The sequence below is a fragment of the Dactylosporangium sp. CS-033363 genome, from assembly GCF_050942475.1.
Classification (GTDB): domain Bacteria; phylum Actinomycetota; class Actinomycetes; order Mycobacteriales; family Micromonosporaceae; genus Dactylosporangium.
Window position 1 is genome coordinate 9,225,291 of sequence record NZ_CP192032.1, and the last position, 17,865, is coordinate 9,243,155.

Genomic DNA, 17,865 nt, shown 5'->3' on the forward strand with positions numbered 1-17,865 from the left:
GGGCGTTCACCGCCGGATCGCCACCGAACGGCCGGCGCGGACGGCCGGGCCGACGTCGGATCAGGGCCGGGCGTTGGGGCCGGCGTCGGAGTCGAGGGCGCGGCGAACGGTGAACGCGGGCGGCCGGCTGTCGGATGCACGAGCTTGGCTGAGCGCGGGTCAGCTGGCCAGGCCTTCGAGCCTCGGCTGGTACGAGTAGCCGAGGGCGACCTCAACAACAGCAATGAACTGCTCCGCGGAGCGCATCAGGTCATCGGCCTCGCGAGCGGTGACCACGCGGGGGATGCCGGCCTCGGCGGCGGAGCGCTTGCTCGCCGTCGCGGCGAAGAAGGCGGACCACTCGCTCAGCTCCGGCGCGACCAGGACCAGCAGCGACCAGACACTGGTCACCCGGCTGCGGCGGCCGGGAGCGGCGGGCACGGCACGAGCGGCGAGCACCGCGGCGGCCGCGCGCAGGGCCGCGAGGTGGGCCGTCGCGTACCGCATGCCGTCGGCCCGAATCTCGGCGGCCTCTTCCAACCCGTGGCGGGCCATGGTGAGCAGCTCGCGCGGCGTGCGGTGGGGAAGCGCATGCGCGGGAACCGGAAGCTGCTGGCGGGAAGCACCGCTCGGCCCGGCGGCCGGAGTCGGGGCCGGGAAACGACTGATGTTGGACGAGCTGGTCGAACGGTTCGTCGGCATCGGTGCTCTCCCTCGGTGGTACGTCGGCAGGTTTTCGTGCCTGCGCCGATGAGTTGCGCTCTGGTGCGCATGCCGAGCCGCTGCGGGGGGAGTCGCAACCGCCTGGCGTATGAACTGAAGCTGGCTATGGACCGTGGGGCCGGCTCTGGACTGCGAAGGCTGCGAAGGCTGCGAAGTGGCGCTTCGAGCCTCGCGGACCTTCAAACCTGTGGCACTGGTGGAACCGTGACGCTGTGGAACTTTCGAAACCGTGGCCCCGGCGCTGCGGAACCGGTGGAACCGGTGGAACTTCGGGCTGCGGACCCTAGGCGCTCCGGCTGTGCGGAACGGACTGCGGAACCTCAGGACCGTGCCGAACTTCAGGGCCCGCGTGGAACCTCAGGACCGTGCGGAACCTCAGGACCGTGCGGAACTTCAGGACCGTGCGGAACGAGGTGCGGGTGGAGCCGGCGTCACGGATGCGGCGCCGGTCGCCCCCTGGCCGAACCGGCCGCGATCGGAGGTGATCGCGAACGGAGCGGCAAGACAGAGGGCGGCTGGAGCGATATGGAGTTGTGGGCCGAACGGGTGCCGGTCCGCGACTGCGACGGCGTGCCGGTCGGGCGTGGAGCTTCCCCACACCACACCCGACCGGCTGGGTCGCCGTCCGCCGCCCGGGGGTCGTGGGCGGCGAACGGCGGCCCCGCCTGAGGCCAGACCCGCGAAAATCCGGCCTCCGCGGTGTCGCGGACCGCGCTCGGGATTGGCGCCGCGAATCGCCTTCCCCGAAGCAGTTCGAACACTCGTTCGATGGCTCAAGAGTACACCGGCCGACCCGGTGAGTGGCAATGGTTCCGCGAGGATTTTCGTACATCCGTTCGTACGATCATCCCGCCGAGTGCCTCCAGCCCGCGCGACCAGGGATGACGGCAGGGACAGCAGCGGCCGGAAGCTCATGCGTCCTCCCAGGCCGGCGTCAGGCGTTCGCCCAGGAAGCGGGACATGTCCGCCACCTCCGACTCCAGGGCGCCGCGGACCTTGCCCGGCAGCCGGGCGCCGGGGAACGGCCGCAGCACGACCCGCCGTCCGGCGCGTCGCCACAGGCCCGCCACCTGGCCGTCGATCAGCAGGGTGGGGGCGATCATGCCGCCGCCGGTGTTGACGCGGCGGGCGTGTTCGGGGGGTAGGACGAAGGAGCGGTCGCGGTACCCGAGAAGGACGGCATCGAACTGGCCCAGCAGGCGCGGTGGGGGCACCGCCGCGGAGAGGCTCGCCGCGTCGGGGCACAGGGCCAGGGCGCGCTGGGCGCTCTCCATCGGCAGGCCCGACCAGGCGGCGAAGTCGGCCGCGTCGGCCGGGCCGTAGCCGAGCAGGTAGCGCCGGGCGAGCTCGGCCAGGGCGGCGTCGCCGGTGAAGTGGCGAGCGCAGTCCGGTGAGGGCCGTCCCGAGCCTCGATCCGAAGACGCTCGTAAGGCGGTTTGGATGTCGGCGGTCAGGATCACCGTGGGCCGGCCGCTCAGGTCGGGGCCGCGGCAGACGAGGCCGGTCGAGGCGGCGTACGCGACCAGGTGCGCCGGCGCCTGCCCGCTCCCGTCGATCCGCACGCCGCGGCGGGACAGGCGGGCGACCAGTTCGCCGCGGTCCATCGGGCCCGCGCCGGACAGGATCCCGGGCAGCTCGGCCAGGGCGCGGGCGGCGGTGGCGGCGTCGACCCCCAGCTCCGCCCGGCGCCGCTCCCCCGCGGCGCCGTTGCGGGGACCGAAGAGCTCGGTCAGCCAGCCGAGGTCGGCCGCCGCCACCAGGTGCAGGGTGCCGCGCATCAGCCAGGTGCGGGCCAGCTCGCCGCGGGCCAGGGCCCGGTCGACATCGGCGGCGGTCAGGTCGCGGGTCCGGGCGCGCACGGCGAGGCGGGCCGCGGGCCAGGACTGCGCCTGTACCCCCACCACCCGCTCGACCGCCCCCAGCACGCTGTCCGCGGGCGGCCCGGACAGCAGCTGGGCCCGCAGTCGCCGCGCCCCAACCGTCATACCCCGCACCATAGCCACCGGGTACGACAAAAAATCCGCGATGATCAACGCGAGGAGAACGCCACTAAAACCGACATATACCCCGTCGCCGTATAAATCCGATAAGTCGCGGCGCGCCAGCGCCCGACTTATCGGACCAAGATCAGCCCGCCGCGAGCAACCAGCAAAAGCGCATAAAGGAGCCGTCAGGGTATAAGTCCGATAAGTCGCGGCGCGAAGCGCCCGACTTATCGCCCCAACCCCCAAGGCAAGATAGACACCATGCAGCAACACCCCAACGTCCAAGCGATCCAGGACGCGCTGGACGCAGCCGGCGCCCGCGACGCCGCCGGCAACGCCTGCCGGGTCAAGGTCCTCACCGACCCGGTCCACACCGCCGCCGCGGCGGCCGAGGCGATCGGGATCGAGGTCGGTCAGATCGCCAACTCACTGATCTTCGAGGCCGACGGCGAGCCGCTGCTCGTCCTCACCTCCGGGGCGCATCGCGTCGACACCGCCAAGGTCGCGGCGCTCATCGGGGTCACCAAGATCAAGCGGGCCGGCGCCGAATTTGTTCGCAGCAGCACCGGGCAGGTCATCGGCGGGGTTTCGCCGCTGGCGCACCCCAAGCCGCTGCGGACGCTCGTCGACGTCGATCTCGGGCAGTACGACGAGGTCTGGGCGGCCGGCGGGATTCCCCAGGCCGTCTTCCCGATCACGTTCGCGGAGCTGGTGCGGGTCACCAGCGGTACCACAGCCGAAGTGGCGTGACGGTCCGGCTGCACGTCTGGCGAGTGCCCCGCCGGGCCATCCCGGCGATGTTCTGGTCGATGGCGTTCGACCGGAGCAAAGCCAGGCGCGGGGCCGAGTTCGCCAAGCTGCTCGGCACCGGGCGGGGCAGCGCGTTCGGCGTGGGCTCGGCCGACCTGACGCGCTGGGCCGCCATCGTCGTGAGCGACGCCGCGACCGAACCTGAAAAGCCACCGATGCGCGGCGCGATCGCCGCCTGCACGCTGACGCTCGAGCCGATCGCCAGCCGGGGCACGTGGTCCGGTGCGTCCCCGTTCACGCCGGAGACAGCCACGAAGTCCGATGGGCCCGTGGCCGTGCTGACCCGCGCGCGGCTGCGGGCGCGGCGGGCCCGGGCGTTCTGGCGGGCCATCGATCCGGTCGGGGCGGCGCTCAACGACCCGGCCACGGAGGGGCTGCACTGCGCCTTCGGCTTCGGGGAGGCCCCCGTAGGATTCCAGGGCACGATGAGCGTCTGGCGCTCCGCGGCGGACGTCGTGCGGTTCGCGTACCGTCGGCCCGAGCACGCCGCGGTCGTGACGCGCACGGCGGAGCTGGGATGGTACGCGGAGGAGCTGTTCGCACGGTTCCGCGTGCTCGGCATCGACGGCGACCGAGAGGTGATCGGGTGGAGGGACGGCCAGTGAGGCTCGTTCGGTGGCGCGGCGAGGACCTGCTCGATCGGCTCGACGACGTCATCGCCGTGTACGGGGAGGCCATGGGCTACTCCGTACAGCTCCTCCAGACCCGCCGCGGCTACGTCGCCGGGCACACCCGCCGCGAGTCGTTCCAGGCGGTCGCCACCCTCGACGACGACAACAACCTGCTCGGCTTCGGGTACGGCTACCGCGGTACCGGCGGCCAGTGGTGGCACGACCAGGTGCGCAACGCCCTGCGCCGGGACGCGCGCAAGTTCTGGCTCACCGACTGCTTCGAGCTCGTCGAGCTGCACGTCCGCCCGCACGCGCAGGGGCACGGCATCGGCGCGCGCCAGCTGCACGAGCTGCTCACCAACGCGCCGCACCAGACCGTGCTGCTGTCCACGCCGGAGGCGCCCGAGGCCACCTCGCGGGCCTGGCGGCTGTACCGCCGGTTCGGCTTCGTCGACGTCCTGCGCCACTTCAACTTCCCGGGCGACGACCGCCCCTTCGCCGTGCTGGGCCGCCGGCTACCCCTGTGAAGGCGCTCTGGTGGCTCTTCGCCGCCCTGGTGCTCGCGGAGATCGCCTACCCGCTGACCGGCGGCCAGGTGCGGACCGGCTTCGTCGTCGCCACCGTGGTCATCGGCTACGCCGTGTCGGTCGGGCACGCCTGGGCGACCCGCGGCCCGCGCACCGCCGGCGCCCTGGTCCTCGTCACGACCGGCGGCGGCCTCCTGGTCGAGGCGCTCGGGCGCGCGACCGGCTTCCCGTTCGGCGACTACGACTACACCGCCGCACTCGGCCCGCGGCTGCTCGGCGTGCCGCTGGTCATCCCGCTCGCCTGGACCTGGATGGCCTGGCCCGCCTGGGTGGCCGCGGGGCGCCTCGCCGCGCGCACGCTCCCGCGCGTCGCCGTGGCCGGAGCCGGGCTCGCGACCTGGGACCTGTTCCTCGACCCGCAGATGGTTTCGCAACGGTACTGGCTGTGGCACACCGACACCGCCACCCTCCCCGGCGTCCCCGGCATCCCGCTCACCAACTACCTCGGCTGGCTGCTCGTGGCCGTGGTCCTGATGGCCCTGCTGCGCGCGGCGATCGGCCCGGACGCGCCGCAGCCCGGCACCGATGCGCCGATGTACGCCATGTACCTCTGGACGTACGCGTCGAGCGTCCTCGCCCACGCTGTCTTCCTCGGCCTGCCCGCCTCGGCCGCGTGGGGCGCGCTGGGCATGGGACTGGTCGCGATCCCGCTGGCGGTGCGGCTGTGGCGGTCCTGATCGCGTGCGCGGTCCTGATCGCGTGCGCGGTCCTGCTCGCGCTCCTCGTCCACACGCTCGTCAACGCGCGCCTGCTGCGCCGCCCGGCCCCGGCGCCGACCAAAATGTCCACTGTGGACTCGATCGCCGTCCTGCTGCCGCTGCGCAACGAGGCCGAGCGCGTCGAGCCGTGCCTGCGGGCGCTGCTGGCGCTGCCTCAGGCGGTACAACTGCTGCTTCTGGACGACGGTTCCACCGACGGCACCGCGGATCTGGTGCGGCGTCTGGGCGGCGACCGGGTGACCCTGCTGTCCGGCAAGGACCTGCCGCCGGGCTGGCTGGGCAAGCCGCACGCGTGCCAGCAGCTCGCCGACGCCGCCCCTGACGCGACGGTCCTGGTCTTCGTCGACGCCGACGTGGTGCTCGCCCCGGACGCCGTGGACCGCGCGGTCGCGCTGCTGCGGTCGTCCGAGGTGGACCTGCTCAGCCCGTACCCGCTGATCGAGACCGGCACCGCCGGCGAGCGCCTCGTCCAGCCGCTGCTGCAGTGGTCCTGGCTCACGTTCCTGCCGCTGCGGGCCATGGAGCGCTCGCCCCGCCCGTCGCTGGCCGCGGCCGGCGGGCAGTTCCTGGTCGTGCGGCGCGACGCGTACGCGCGCGCGGGCGGGCACGCGGCGGTGCGGGACAAGGTGCTGGAGGACATCGAGCTCGCCCGCGCGATCAAGCGCGCCGGCGGGCGGATCGCGCTCGCGGACGGGGCGGGGCTGGCGCGCTGCCGGATGTACACCTCCTGGAGCGAGCTGCGCGAGGGCTACTCGAAGTCGCTGTGGGCGTCGTTCGGCTCCCCCGCGGGCGCGGCGGCGGTGCTGGCGCTGCTGCTCGCCCTCTACGTGGCCGCGCCCGCGTCCGTCCTGTTCGGACAGTGGTGGGGCCTGCTCGCGTACGGTCTGGGCGTGGCCGGGCGCGTCGCGAGCGCCCGCGCGACGGGGAGCCGCGCGCTGCCCGACGCGCTCGCCCACCCGGTGTCGGTGCTGGTGTTCGCCTGGCTGGTGGTGCGCTCGTACGGGTACCGGCGCAGAACCGTGTGGAAGGGGCGCCCGACGTGGCTGCCGTAGTCGTCATCGGCGCCGGGGTCGGCGGGCTGTCGGCGGCCGCCCGGCTCGCCGCGGCCGGGCACCGGGTGAGCGTGTTCGAGCAGGCCGAGACGGTGGGCGGCAAGCTCGGGCGGCACGTGCGCGAGACGGGCGCCGGGACGTTCCGCTTCGACACCGGCCCGAGCCTCTTCACGCTGCCCCAGGTCGCGGCCGAGCTGTTCGCGTCGACGGGCGGCGGCGGGCTGGACCTGGTGCCGCTCGACCCGATCGTGCGCCACCACTTCCCCGACGGCTCCACGCTGGACTCGGCGGCCGGCGACGCGTTCGCCGAGCGGATCGCGGCGTCCTTCGGCGCGGAGGCGGCCGCGGACTGGCGGCGGCTGTGGCGGCGGGCCGGGCGCGTCTGGGCCGCGTCGTGGCGGCACGTGCTGACCGCGCCCGTGGACAACCCGCTGCGGATGGCCGGCCTCGCGTGGCGGCTGCGCGACCTCGCCGCGATCGCCCCCGGCCGGAGCCTGCGCGGCCTGGGCCGTTCCCAGCTGCGCGACCCGCGGCTGCGGATGCTGCTGGACCGGTACGCGACGTACACCGGCGCCGACCCCCGCCGCGCCCCGGCCGCGCTGCTGGCGATCCCGTTCGCGGAGCTGGAGTACGGCGGGTGGTACCTCCGCGGCGGCCTGCGCACCCTCGCGGACCAGCTGCTGGCCCGCTGCGAGGAGCTGGGCGTGCGCGTCGTCACCGGCGCGGCGGTCCGCTCGATCACCGTGACCGGCTCCCGCGCGGCGGGCGTGGTCCTGGCCGACGGCACCGCGATCCCCGCCGATGTCGTGGTCGCCAACGCCGACGCCCTCCAGGTGTACCGCGAGCTGCTCCCCCGCCCCCGCCAGGCCCGCAAGCTGGAGGCGCGCAGCCTCGGCGGCTTCGTGCTGCTGCTGGGCCTGCGCGGCCGCACGCCGGGCCTCGCGCATCACACGGTCTTCTTCCCGCGCGACTACGACGCCGAGTTCGATGCCATCTTCGGTACCGCGCCCCGCCCCGTCCCCGACCCCACGATCTTCGTCACGGCGGCCGACGACCCCCTCGTCCGCCCGGACGCCCACGAGGGCTGGTTCGTGCTGGTGAACGCCGCCCCGCAGGGCCCGGTCGACTGGACCACGGCCGGCGAGGACTACGCCGACCGGGTCCTCGACGTGCTGGCCGCGCGCGGCCACGACGTGCGCGGCCGCCTGCTCTTCCGCGACGTGCTGACCCCGGCGGACCTGGAGCGCTCGACCTTCTCACCGGGAGGAGCCATCTACGGTACGGCCAGTCACGGCCTCCTGCGCCCCCCGAACCGCGCCCCGCTGCCGGGCCTGTTCCTGGTGGGCGGCTCGGTCCACCCGGGCGGCGGGCTGCCGCTGGTCATGCTGTCCGCGAAGATCGTCGCCGACCTCATCGGAGCCGGCTGATCAGCGGCACCAACTCCCGCTCCTCGAGCGCGAAGTGCTCCTCGAGCTCGGCCGCCATGAGCTCCAACGTGTCGGCGTCGGGCTGCTCCTCGATCTGCCGCGCGATCCGCTCATGCTCGGCCCGCAGCCGTCGCAGCAGCGGAGCGGCCTCGGGAAACGCCGCCTCGACCCGCGGGAAAACGGCGTCCTCGTTGCGATGATGCGCCCCGAGCGCGGAGCAGAACGCCAGGCAGTGCACCCGCGGGTCACGGCGCGCCGCGGCCAGATCCCGGCGCAGCGCGTCGTGGATCGTGGCAAGCATCTGCGCCGCGGCGCGGAGCCGGTCCTCTTCATCGGTCACGACCAGCTATTTGAGGCCGGTCCTCCGGTCGCCGCAACCGGTTTTGTCGATGCTTGATGTGTCGGATTCGCGGACGGCGCTGGCGCGCCTAGGGCTAATCCGACACATCAGCATTTAAGTCGCGCTGGGCGACACATTGGGGTTTGCGCCCGGAAACGGCGCTGACGGTCAGCGGAGGATCTTGTGGACGGCGCGCAGGAGCTGGGCGAATCCGACGAGCGCGACGAGCAGGGCCGCCGCCATCGTGACCGTGGCGGCGCGCTCGTCGAACAGCGTCGCGAGGAGGCCGAAGATGGCCAGGAGGATCCGCGTGGGGCGTTCGGCGATCGTGACCGCGCCGATGTCGGTCATGCCGGCGGCGGAGGCGCGCGCCCGGACGTACTCGTGCAGCCACATCACCCCGCCCGCGGCCACGACCAGCCACGCCGGGGCGCCCAGGAGCGCGAAGGCGAGCAGCCAGGCGGCCTCGGACAGGCGGTCGGCGGCCGCGTCGTACACCTGGCCCAGGCGCGTGGCCCGCTCGGCGACCACCGCCAGCACGCCGTCGACCGTGTCGGCGAGGGCCGAGCACAGGATCAGGAGGGCGGCCCAGAGGGGACCGGCGGGGAGGAGGGCCACAGGGGGTACACAAGCGGAAAGCAGCAGGCCGAGGGACGTGACGGCGTTGGGGCTGCGGACGCCCGCCCGCAGCAGCGTGGTGCCCATCGCGTGGCCGAGGCGCAGCCAGCCCCGCACGAGGGCGGGCGCCTCGCGCGGGTCGTAGCCGCCGTGGGCCACCGACCAGCGCTCGGCGTAGGCCTCCCAGTCGAGCGGCTCAGGCGCGCGCACCGACGCCGAGCTGCTGCCAGACCTCCCGGGTCGCGGTGGACCGGTTGAAGGTGATGTAGTGGATGCCCGGCACGCCCTCGGCGAGCAGGCGCTGGCTCATCTCGGTCGCGTGGTCGATGCCCAGCCGGCGCACGGCCTCCGGGTCGTCGGCCACGCGCTCGAACCGCGCGGCCAGGTCCGCCGGGAACGGGGCGCCGGAGAGCTGCTGCGAGCGCGCGATCGTGCCGATCTTGGTGACCGGCATGAGCCCGGCGACGATCGGCGTGTCGCACCCGGCCGCCGCGACCCGGTCCCGCAGCCGCAGGTAGTCGTCGACGTCGAAGAACATCTGCGTGATCGCGAAGTCGGCGCCGGCCCGGCACTTGCTCACGAAGTTGGCCGTGTCCGCCTCGACGTCACTCGACCTCGGATGCTTGTACGGGAACGCCGCCACGCCGATGCTGAAGTCCCCGGCCTCGTGGACGAGCCGGACCAGATCCTCGGCGTAGAGCACGCCGTCGGGGTGGCGGACCCACTCCCCCATCGGGTCGCCGGGCGGATCGCCGCGCACCAGCAGGAAGTTGCGGATGCCGGCCCCGGCCAGCTGGCCGATGACGTTGCGCAGCTCCGCGATCGAGTGGTTCACCGCGGTCAGGTGGGCCATGGGCAGCAGCGTGGTCTCGGTCGCGACCCGCTCGGTCACCGCGACGGTGGTGTCCCGGGTCGTGCCACCGGCCCCGTACGTGATCGACACGAACGACGGCTGCAGCGACTCCAGCTCCCGGATCGCCTGCCAGAGCTGCCGCTCGCCCTCGGGCGTCTTGGGCGGCGAGAACTCGAACGAGAACGTGGGGCCGTGCTGCGCGATCAGGTCACCGATCGCGGCCGGCCGGCCGGCCATGACAGAGGGAAGTCCGAGAGCCACGCCCTGAACTGTAATGCCCCGCCCCCGCCGGCAGGCACTCCCCACTTGCCGGGCGGAACTGTCGTACCCCTGGGGTAGAAAGGGGGTCGGATATTGCTTCGGGTGGGCGGGGGCCCCGCGGGGCGACGTCCGCCGGGAGGTGGAACATGCCTGTCCGACCAAGCCCCGACCCCGGCGCCGGCGAGATCTTCGGCGCCCTGCTGACCCGTCTGCGCCTCGCGCGGGGTCGATCCCAGCTGCGGCTGGCCGAGGCGCTGTGCGCGGCCGCGGGGGTGCCGACGATCACACGGCACGAGGTGTCCCGCTGGGAACGCGGCGAGCGGGTGCCGAGCCCGTCCTGGCTGGCGTGGATCGCGTTCGTGCTCGAGGCGCCGGTGGAGGAGCTGGAGGAGGCGGCGGCGCGGTCCCGGCGCGGCCGGCTGCCTACGCGCTCGGCGCCTCTGGAGGAGGGCGGGCGGCGAGCCGGGATTCCCGGGCCCGGGACCGGGCGCGCGGGGCGCACGGCACGACGTCAGGAGGCGGCGGCGGACGCGGCGACCGGGCCACGGCAGACGGCGGCGGACGCTCTGCGGCAGACGGCGGCGGACGCGGCGACCGGGCCACCGCAGACGGCGGCGGACGCTCTGCGGCAGACGGCGGCGGACGCGGCGACCGGGCCACCGCAGACGGCGGCGGACGCTCTGCGGCAGACGGCGGCGGACGCGGCGACCGGGCCACCGCAGACGGCGGCGGACGCTCTGCGGCAGACGGCGGCGGACGCTTTGCGGCAGGCGGCGGCGGACGCGGCGATCGGGGCGCGGCGGGTGGCGGAACTGCGGCGGATGGACGATCTCGTGTCCGGGACCGAGGTGGTCCGGGTCGTGCGGGACGCGTATGCGGCGGCCGTGCGGCAGGTCGCGGACGGCGGCGGCGACCCCGCGCGGGCCGCCCCGGCGCGGCTCGGGCTCGTGGCCGAGCTGGCGCAGCTCGCGGTCTGGGCCGGGGTGGATGCCGGGGCCGCGGTCGGCGGGCGGGGCGTCACCGGGCTCGTGCGGGACGGGGTCCGGGCGGCGCTGCGCGGCGGGCAGCGGGCCCTGGCCGGGCACCTGCTCGGCTGCCTGGCGCAGCTGCGGGCCGAGGACGGCGACGGGCCGGGCGCGCTGCGAATGGCCCGCGCGGCGCGGCGGATCGCGGCGCCCGCCGACGCCGGGACGCTGGCGGTGCTGTGGTTGCGGGAGGCGTACGCCGCGGCCGTCCAGGCAGAGCGCGCTCGATGCGACGCGGCCCTGGCGGCGGCCGAGCGCGCGCACGGCCTGCGGCGGCCCGAGCACGACCCGCCCTGGCTCTACTGGCTGGACGACGCCCACCTGGCCGCCGCGAGCGGGCGGTGCCACGCGGTGCTGGGGCGGCACCGGGCGGCGCTCCGGCTGTTGGACGACGCGGTACGGGAGCGCGGCGCGGGGAGGCGCCCACGGCGGAGCGGGCCGCCGCCGGAGTCCGGATCGCGGCGGACGGGGGCGGCGTCCCGGCCCGGGGCGCGGGATGGCGGAGTGCGCCTGCGGGGGCTCGGGCTGGTGCAGGTGGCCCGCGCCCGGGCGCTGGTCGCCGCCGGGGAGCTCGACGCGGCCTGCGCGGCGGCGGAGGAGGCGGTCCTGGCCGGCGTGCGCTGCGGGTCGGTGCGGGTGGCGCGGGATCTGGCCGGCGTACGGCCCGAGCTGCGGCGGGCGGGGCGCTACCGGGAGTTCGCCGAGCTGTACGAGTCGGCGCGCTGGATGCCGCTCGACCCGGTGGAAACGGCCGGGCGGACACCGACGGAGGGGGAATCGATGCGGGACTGAGCGCGGAGACCGGGCACAGCCACCCGCGCACCGCCACCCGCGCACGGAGACCGGAGGCGGCTGACGGAGGCGGCTGACGGAGGCGGCTGACGGAGGCGGCTGAGGAGGTGGCTGAGGAGGTGGAACGTTCCGCGTCGTTGAACAGACGCCCGGGCGCAGCCACCCGAGCGTGAGACGGCAGCGAGGGACGGCGGCGGAAGACTTGCGCAGAGATCGAGCACCGAGGTCGAGCTCTCAGGCCGGGCGCCGAGGCCGGGCGGCGGAGGAGGTGGAACGTTCGGCGGCGTTGGGTGAAATGTGAGGGTTTGGGCGGGCGGGGTGGTGCGACGGTCGCTGCGCGGTTCGGCGAGGTGGCGGTTCTCGGGCTAGCGTCTCTGGCGTGACGCACCCCTTCCTCGACCGGGCCCGGCTGCGTGAGCGGGTTCGCGACGCGCTCGGCGCGTTTCTGCAGCGGCGGCGGCTCCGGCTCGCCGAGATCGAGCCCGCGGCGCTCGCGCCCGTCGCTGAGGCGATCGAGGGGCTGGTGCTCGGCGGGGGGAAGCGGCTGCGGCCGGCGTTCGCGTACTGGGGGTATCGGGGGGCCGGTGGTGAGGACCGGGACGAGATCGTGGCCGCCGTTGCCGCGCTCGAGCTGGTCCAGGCGAGCGCCCTGATCCACGACGACGTGATGGACGGGTCCGAGACGCGGCGGGGGGAGCCGGCGGTGCATCGGCGGTTCGCCGCGCTGCACGGGGCCGAGGGCTGGCGCGGCGACCAGGACGGGTTCGGGACGGCGGCGGCGATTCTGCTCGGGGATCTCTGCCTGGTCTGGTCCGACGAGATGCTGCACGCCAGCGGGGTCGATCCGGAGACGCTGGCCCGGGCGCGGCCGGTGTTCGACGCGATGCGGACCGAGGTGACCATCGGGCAGTACCTCGACGTGCAGACGCAGGCCACCGGGGACACCTCGACGGCGCGGGCGAGTCTGGTGGCGCGGTTCAAGTCGGCCAAGTACACGATCGAGCAGCCGCTCGTGCTCGGGGCGGCGCTGGCCGGGCGGGAGCAGTTGAGCAAGGCGTACTCCGCGTTCGGGCTCCCCCTCGGCGAGGCGTTCCAGCTGCGCGACGACGTGCTCGGGGTGTTCGGCGACCCCGCCGTGACCGGCAAGCCGGCCGGGGACGATCTGCGCGAGGGCAAGCGGACCTACCTGATCGCCGCCGCCATCGAGCAGGCCGGCACCGCGGTGTTCGACGACCACCTCGGCGATCCGCGGCTCGACGAGCAGGGCGTCGGCCTGCTGCGCAAGACGATCGTGGAGAGCGGGGCGCTGCAGCGGACCGAGGAGCGGATCGCTCAGCTCACCGCCGAGGCGCTGCAGGCCCTCAGCGAGGCCGAGATCACCGAAGAGGCCCGCGAGGTGCTCACCGGCCTGGCCCAGGCAGCGACCCAGCGCGCGGTCTGAAAAAGCGGCTCACCGGCCGGGCTCAGCGAACGGTCTAAAAAGCGCCAACGCTCACCGGTCAGGCTCAGCGCGCGGTCTGAAGAAGACCCAGAGCGCCAGCGTGCTCAGGACCAGCGCGAACCCGAAGGCGAGATCCTCGATCGGGGCGTAGACCAGCCGAATCCCCAGGATGTCGGACGGGTTGTAGAGCACCACCCCGCGCCCGGTCAGGATGCCGTTCGACAGCAGCTGGAAGACCACCACGATCGGGTACGAGAGCCAGAACACGCGGCCCAGGACCAGGCGCGTGCGGAGGACCAGCACATCCAGTACCAGAGCAGCGGCCACTCCCAGAAGGGCGGCTGCGGTGTAGGTCACCGCCGCGACCACCGCAGCAGGGTCAGCCTGGTCGCCTCGAAGCCCAGGATCGCGCAGACCGGGACGACCAGGAAGAACAGCAGCTCCTCCAGCGGAAGGTCACCCGGGAGGATGACACCGGTGATCTGGCGCGGGTCGAAGTGCCAGTGGCCGGCGCGGATGGCCAGCAGGTCCCAGACGACGAAGACCAGGGCCACCGGCGCGATGGCCAGCACGAGCCGGCGGACCTGGCGCAGCACACCCACCTTGAGCAGCGGTTCGAGCCACAGCGCGCCGAACAGGCAGCCGGCCAGGACCAGCAGGTACGTCCAGCGCACCGTCAGAAGCCCAGGGCCTGAGCGCGCCGCTTGACCTCGGTCGCCCGGTTGCCGCGCAAGGCCTCGGCGGGGGTGCCGGGCAGCGACTCATCCGCGGTGTACAGCCACCGCAGGGCCTCCGCCTCGTTGTACCCAGCGTCGTACAACACCGTCAGCACGCCGGGAAGGTGCTTGACCACCGCCCCCTCCGCGATGAAGTCCGCGGGGATGCGCAGGACACCGTTCTCCCGGACGGCGATCAGGGAGTGCTCACGCACGAGCTGGTGCACCCGGTTCACCGGGATGCCGAGGCGCTCCGCGACGTCGGGCATGGTCAGCCACTCGGCCGGACCGACAGGTTCTTCACTCACAGAAGCCACGGAAACACGATAATCCGTGGCGCGAAATCGGGAAGGAACGGGCAGTGGGGGTCTGGCTCAAGGTTCACCGAGAGGTCGCCGGTGCCTGGCGCTCCGCGTGCTACGACATGTACCGGCACGCGAGCCGCCGGCGCGCGGTGCGGCTGCGGATGGCGGACACCGCCGAGTACGCGCCGCGCAATCATCGGGGGCAGCACGTCATGCGCGCGCCGAACCGGAACAAGGCGGCCGCCACGACCGGGGTCGCGCTGCTGGTCGCGGGGGGTGCCGCCGGCACGTACCTCGCGGTGGCCGGGAGCCTCGCCGCGCTGCAGCCCGAGCCGGCCGAGCCGCCGATGGCCGCGCCGGCCGCGCCCGTGATGAGCACCGGGTCCGCGCCGAGCCAGATCCAGCCGCCCGCGCCGCAGCCGACCCAGGTGCGGCCGCAGGTGCGCCGGACCACGCCGCAGAACGTGCTGGCGATGCCGGAGATTCAGGCCCCGCCGGCGGTACCCACGCAGCAGACCACGGATCCGGAGAGCACTCCGACGCCGACGCCCAGCCTGTCACCCAGCGAGACGGCCAGCCCGTCACCCTCGGTGAGCAGTCCGTCGCCCTCACCGTCGTGGACGAAGCGCTCGAAATGGGGACAAAAGTCCGCCGACGGTACCACTGCGGGCCAATCCCGTGCCGGGCGCTGAGTAATCGGGGTCCCCAGCCGTACACTCGCAGCCAATGGATACCACGGTCGCCGATCCTCTCCTCGGTGCGCTTGTCGACGGGCGCTACCGCGTTCGTTCGCGTGTCGCCAAGGGCGGCATGGCGACGGTGTACACGGCGCTCGACGAGCGCCTCGAGCGCACCGTCGCGTTGAAGATCATTCATCCGGCGCAGTCGCGGGATCCACTGTTCGTGGACCGGTTCACCGACGAGGCCAAGACGATCGCCCGGCTCACCCACCCGAACGTGGTGGCCGTGTACGACCAGGGCACGCACCACGGCCTGCCGTACCTGATCATGGAGTACGTCCGCGGCCACACCCTGCGCGAGCTGCTCGCCGAGCGCCGCCGCCTGCAGCCGCAGGAGGCCCTCGCGATCATGGAGCAGATGCTCGCCGCGATCGCCGCCGCGCACCGGGCCGGGCTCGTGCACCGCGACGTCAAGCCCGAGAACGTGCTCGTCGCCGAGTCGCCGGGCGACGCCCACAACCTCATCGACGGCGTGGTCAAGGTGGCCGACTTCGGCCTCGCGCGCGCGGTCGAGGCGAGCGCCGACGAGACCGGCTCGCACCTGATGGCCACCGTCGCCTACGTCGCACCCGAGCTCGTCACCGACGGGCACGCCGACCCGCGCACGGACGTGTACTCGGCCGGGATCGTGCTCTTCGAGATGCTCACCGGCCGGGTGCCCTACGAGGCCGACCGCCCCGTCGAGGTGGCCTGGCAGCACGTCGACCGCGACGTGCCCTTCCCCTCGCGGTACGTGCCCGGGCTGCCCTCCGCCGTGGACGACCTCGTGGCCCGCGCGACCCGCCGCGACCCGGGCGGCCGCCCGACCGACGCCGGCGCGATGCTCGCCGAGGTGCAGGCGGTCCGCGAGGACATCGGCACCGCGACCGGCACCCGCAACCGCCAGGTGGCCCCGCCGACCGTGATGGTCCCGCGGGTCGAGTCGGTGCCGCAGACGCAGTCGCAGTCGTACCCGCAGACCCAGACCTACCAGGCCAGCCGCCGCCCGTCCTGGGCCCGGCTGCCCGCCACCGCTCCCCCGCAGCCCGTCGCCCGCCGGCACGGCGCCGGCGCTCCCCGCCGCGACGAGCGCGAGGGCGGCCTGCAGGGGCTGCTCGCGCAGATCAACGCGAACCCGCGCACCCGGCTCGCGGTGATCGCCGCCATGCTCACGTTCGGCCTGCTGGTGGCCATCGGCGGGTACTGGTTCGGCGTCGGCCGCTACACCGACGCCCCCGACCTGCGGACCAAGTCCAAGGAGCAGGCCGCCCACCAGGCCAACGTCGCCGGGTTCAAGGTCAAGTGGGCCGAGCCGAAGTTCGACGCGCGGGTGCCCAAGGACGAGGTCCTCACCCAGGACCCGGCCGCGGGCGGGCGCATCCTCAGCGGCGGCACCATCACGCTCACGCTCTCGCTCGGCCCCGAGGTCTACAAGGTGCCGGACATCGCCGGCAAGGAGTGGGACCTCGCCCAGGTCGACCTGCAGGCGATGAAGATCACCGGGAACAAGGCCGACAAGTTCGACGACGCCGTGCCCGCGGGCTACGTCGTGGACACCGACCCGAAGATCGGCACCCAGGTCCAGCCGGGCCAGGCGATCACGGTGTTCGTGAGCAAGGGCCCCAACCCGGTGAAGGTCCCGCTGGTCGTCGGCAAGACGCTCGACCAGGCCAAGGCCGACCTCGGCAAGGTGAAGATCGCGGTCGGCAAGGTCGAGGAGGTCGAGAGCGACAAGCCGAAGGGCCAGGTCGTCTCGCAGAGCATCGCCGACGGCAACAGCGTCGCCGACGGCATGGTCATGGACCTGCAGCTGTCCAAGGGCCCGGCCCAGATCCCGATGCCCGAGGTGCGCGGGATGCCGCTCGACCAGGCCAAGGCGCTGCTCGAGTCGCAGGGCCTGGTGGTCGACGTGCAGGGCTTCGGCACGGTACGCCAGCAGAACCCGCCGCCCCAGACGCCGGTCACGCCAGGGCAGCACGTGTCGCTGTTCGCCTTCTTTTAATGCCTGACGTCGGCGGGCACGCACCCGCCGCCGGAGGCCTCGCCAAGGCCGCCCTGCGCTACGTGGCGGCGACGACGGCGTCGGCCGTGCAGGTGTACGTGTCGAACCCGCGCGGCTGGGCGCTGACCGAGGGCGACCCGAAGCAGGACGACGGCTTCCTCAAGGGCTGCGCCGAGCACGGGGTGACCGCCTACGTGCACGCGGCGCTGCTGGTGAACCTCGGCTCGCCGACGGAGGCCACGGTCGAGCGCTCGGTGGCGACCCTCTCCCACGCGCTGCGCCGCGCGCACGCGATCGGGGCGCGGGGCGTGGTCTTCCACGCGGGCTCGGCGGTGGATGCCGAGCATGCCGAAAGAGCCTTCGCCACGGTACGGCGTGTGCTCCTTCCCCTCCTCGACCGCGCCGCCGCGCAGGGCTGGCCGCCACTCCTCGTCGAGCCGAGCGCGGGCGGCGGGCGCTCCCTCGCGTCGCGGGTCGAGCACCTGGCCGAGTACCTCGCCGCCGTCGACCACCACCCGCTCCTCGGCGTCTGCTTCGACACCTGCCACGCCTGGGCGGCCGGGCACGACCTGGCGACTCCCGGCGGCATGACGGCGACCCTGGACGCGCTGGTCGCCGCGGCGGGCGCGGACCGGCTCAAGCTCATCCACGCCAACGACTCGAAGGACGCGTGCGGGTCGCTGCGGGACCGGCACGAGTCGCTGGGCAAGGGGCTGATCGGGGCGGCGCCGTTCGCGGAGCTGCTCGCCCACCCGGCGGCCCGCGGCGTGCCGCTGATCGTGGAGACGCCGAGCGGGGACGACCACGCGGACCATGCGGCGGACATCGCCTTGCTGCGGGCGGCTGCTCCCACCTCCTGATCGTGCTGCTCCGGATATGTCGGGCGCTGGCGCGCCACGA

At 74.0% G+C, this 17,865-nt stretch carries 19 protein-coding genes; 11 read left to right on the top strand and 8 right to left on the bottom strand.

What is annotated here, in order from left to right; all coding sequences use genetic code 11:
• Positions 1-159: 159 nt before the first annotated feature.
• A complete protein-coding gene (locus ACQPZ4_RS42530; protein WP_433049550.1) occupies positions 160-681 on the bottom strand; it encodes an SAV_6107 family HEPN domain-containing protein in 522 nt (173 codons plus the stop codon).
• 932 nt (positions 682-1,613) lie between these two features.
• Positions 1,614-2,687, bottom strand: a complete 1,074-nt coding sequence (locus ACQPZ4_RS42535; RefSeq protein ID WP_433049553.1) for a winged helix DNA-binding domain-containing protein — start codon at positions 2,685-2,687, stop codon at positions 1,614-1,616.
• A gap of 261 nt (positions 2,688-2,948) precedes the next feature.
• On the opposite strand from ACQPZ4_RS42535, the gene ACQPZ4_RS42540 reads away from it, so the two are divergent.
• The 6 genes from ACQPZ4_RS42540 to ACQPZ4_RS42565 are packed head-to-tail and all read left to right on the top strand — an operon-like array spanning position 2,949 to position 7,893.
• Positions 2,949-3,437, top strand: coding sequence for a YbaK/EbsC family protein (locus ACQPZ4_RS42540; protein ID WP_433049556.1), 489 nt, complete (start codon positions 2,949-2,951; stop codon positions 3,435-3,437).
• A 47-nt stretch (positions 3,438-3,484) separates the two neighbouring features.
• Positions 3,485-4,102: a monooxygenase gene (locus ACQPZ4_RS42545; protein ID WP_433066920.1), complete on the top strand. Its 618-nt coding sequence runs from the start codon at positions 3,485-3,487 to the stop codon at positions 4,100-4,102.
• Positions 4,099-4,635: a GNAT family N-acetyltransferase gene (locus ACQPZ4_RS42550; protein WP_433049559.1), complete on the top strand. Its 537-nt coding sequence runs from the start codon at positions 4,099-4,101 to the stop codon at positions 4,633-4,635. Before ACQPZ4_RS42545 ends, ACQPZ4_RS42550 begins: the two co-directional genes overlap by 4 nt.
• Positions 4,632-5,372 carry a carotenoid biosynthesis protein gene (locus ACQPZ4_RS42555; protein ID WP_433049562.1) on the top strand — a complete coding sequence of 247 codons (741 nt, stop codon included), beginning with the start codon at positions 4,632-4,634 and terminating at the stop codon, positions 5,370-5,372. Before ACQPZ4_RS42550 ends, ACQPZ4_RS42555 begins: the two co-directional genes overlap by 4 nt.
• Positions 5,360-6,466 carry a glycosyltransferase gene (locus ACQPZ4_RS42560; protein ID WP_433049565.1) on the top strand — a complete coding sequence of 369 codons (1,107 nt, stop codon included), beginning with the start codon at positions 5,360-5,362 and terminating at the stop codon, positions 6,464-6,466. The genes ACQPZ4_RS42555 and ACQPZ4_RS42560 overlap by 13 nt, the downstream gene beginning before the upstream one ends.
• Positions 6,454-7,893, top strand: a complete 1,440-nt coding sequence (locus ACQPZ4_RS42565) for a phytoene desaturase family protein (RefSeq protein WP_433049568.1) — start codon at positions 6,454-6,456, stop codon at positions 7,891-7,893. Before ACQPZ4_RS42560 ends, ACQPZ4_RS42565 begins: the two co-directional genes overlap by 13 nt.
• Here the strand turns inward: ACQPZ4_RS42565 and ACQPZ4_RS42570 are convergent.
• The 3 genes from ACQPZ4_RS42570 to metF form a co-directional block, all read right to left on the bottom strand.
• The gene (locus ACQPZ4_RS42570) at positions 7,877-8,233 is read right to left on the bottom strand and encodes a hemerythrin domain-containing protein (RefSeq protein ID WP_433049571.1); all 357 of its coding nucleotides are present in this window, start codon (positions 8,231-8,233) and stop codon (positions 7,877-7,879) included. The genes ACQPZ4_RS42565 and ACQPZ4_RS42570 overlap by 17 nt on opposite strands.
• Before the next feature lie 168 nt (positions 8,234-8,401).
• The gene (locus ACQPZ4_RS42575; protein WP_433049574.1) at positions 8,402-9,061 is read right to left on the bottom strand and encodes a CDP-alcohol phosphatidyltransferase family protein; all 660 of its coding nucleotides are present in this window, start codon (positions 9,059-9,061) and stop codon (positions 8,402-8,404) included.
• Positions 9,048-9,965: a methylenetetrahydrofolate reductase [NAD(P)H] gene (gene metF, locus ACQPZ4_RS42580; RefSeq protein WP_433049577.1), complete on the bottom strand. Its 918-nt coding sequence runs from the start codon at positions 9,963-9,965 to the stop codon at positions 9,048-9,050. The genes ACQPZ4_RS42575 and metF overlap by 14 nt, the downstream gene beginning before the upstream one ends.
• Before the next feature lie 146 nt (positions 9,966-10,111).
• Between metF and ACQPZ4_RS42585 the strand changes: the two genes are divergently transcribed.
• The gene (locus ACQPZ4_RS42585) at positions 10,112-11,782 is read left to right on the top strand and encodes a hypothetical protein (protein ID WP_433049580.1); all 1,671 of its coding nucleotides are present in this window, start codon (positions 10,112-10,114) and stop codon (positions 11,780-11,782) included.
• 379 nt (positions 11,783-12,161) lie between these two features.
• Positions 12,162-13,223: a polyprenyl synthetase family protein gene (locus ACQPZ4_RS42590; protein WP_433049583.1), complete on the top strand. Its 1,062-nt coding sequence runs from the start codon at positions 12,162-12,164 to the stop codon at positions 13,221-13,223.
• Positions 13,224-13,274: 51 nt separating this feature from the next.
• On the opposite strand, the gene ACQPZ4_RS42595 is transcribed toward ACQPZ4_RS42590, so the two are convergent.
• Genes ACQPZ4_RS42595 through ACQPZ4_RS42605 form a run of 3 tightly spaced genes read right to left on the bottom strand, consistent with a single transcriptional unit; the run spans position 13,275 to position 14,208 of the window.
• Positions 13,275-13,580 (bottom strand): lycopene cyclase domain-containing protein, encoded by a 306-nt coding sequence (locus ACQPZ4_RS42595; RefSeq protein ID WP_433049586.1) that lies wholly within the window; start codon positions 13,578-13,580, stop codon positions 13,275-13,277.
• Positions 13,577-13,897, bottom strand: a complete 321-nt coding sequence (locus tag ACQPZ4_RS42600) for a lycopene cyclase domain-containing protein (RefSeq protein WP_433049589.1) — start codon at positions 13,895-13,897, stop codon at positions 13,577-13,579. The genes ACQPZ4_RS42595 and ACQPZ4_RS42600 overlap by 4 nt, the downstream gene beginning before the upstream one ends.
• A 2-nt stretch (positions 13,898-13,899) precedes the next feature.
• Positions 13,900-14,208, bottom strand: coding sequence for an Rv2175c family DNA-binding protein (locus tag ACQPZ4_RS42605; RefSeq protein WP_433066922.1), 309 nt, complete (start codon positions 14,206-14,208; stop codon positions 13,900-13,902).
• Between the two features lie 92 nt (positions 14,209-14,300).
• Between ACQPZ4_RS42605 and ACQPZ4_RS42610 the strand changes: the two genes are divergently transcribed.
• From ACQPZ4_RS42610 to ACQPZ4_RS42620, 3 genes are read left to right on the top strand one after another with little or no spacing between them, the layout of a single operon-like run.
• Entirely contained in the window at positions 14,301-14,936 is a 636-nt protein-coding gene (locus tag ACQPZ4_RS42610) for a hypothetical protein (protein WP_433049592.1), read from the top strand.
• Between the two features lie 34 nt (positions 14,937-14,970).
• Positions 14,971-16,965 (top strand): protein kinase domain-containing protein, encoded by a 1,995-nt coding sequence (locus ACQPZ4_RS42615; protein ID WP_433049595.1) that lies wholly within the window; start codon positions 14,971-14,973, stop codon positions 16,963-16,965.
• A complete protein-coding gene (locus ACQPZ4_RS42620) occupies positions 16,965-17,825 on the top strand; it encodes a deoxyribonuclease IV (RefSeq protein WP_433049598.1) in 861 nt (286 codons plus the stop codon). Before ACQPZ4_RS42615 ends, ACQPZ4_RS42620 begins: the two co-directional genes overlap by 1 nt.
• Positions 17,826-17,865 lie beyond the last annotated feature (40 nt).

Bases quoted from the DNA above. Each gene is read 5' to 3' on its own strand.
- ACQPZ4_RS42585 (WP_433049580.1), top strand. From the start codon at position 10,112: ATGCCTGTCCGACCAAGCCCCGACCCCGGCGCCGGCGAGATCTTCGGC.
- ACQPZ4_RS42530 (WP_433049550.1), bottom strand. From the start codon at position 681: ATGCCGACGAACCGTTCGACCAGCTCGTCCAACATCAGTCGTTTCCCG.
- ACQPZ4_RS42545 (WP_433066920.1), top strand. From the start codon at position 3,485: ATGTTCTGGTCGATGGCGTTCGACCGGAGCAAAGCCAGGCGCGGGGCC.
- ACQPZ4_RS42605 (WP_433066922.1), bottom strand. From the start codon at position 14,208: ATGCCCGACGTCGCGGAGCGCCTCGGCATCCCGGTGAACCGGGTGCAC.
- ACQPZ4_RS42535 (WP_433049553.1), bottom strand. From the start codon at position 2,687: ATGACGGTTGGGGCGCGGCGACTGCGGGCCCAGCTGCTGTCCGGGCCG.
- ACQPZ4_RS42620 (WP_433049598.1), top strand. From the start codon at position 16,965: ATGCCTGACGTCGGCGGGCACGCACCCGCCGCCGGAGGCCTCGCCAAG.
- ACQPZ4_RS42540 (WP_433049556.1), top strand. From the start codon at position 2,949: ATGCAGCAACACCCCAACGTCCAAGCGATCCAGGACGCGCTGGACGCA.
- ACQPZ4_RS42615 (WP_433049595.1), top strand. From the start codon at position 14,971: ATGGATACCACGGTCGCCGATCCTCTCCTCGGTGCGCTTGTCGACGGG.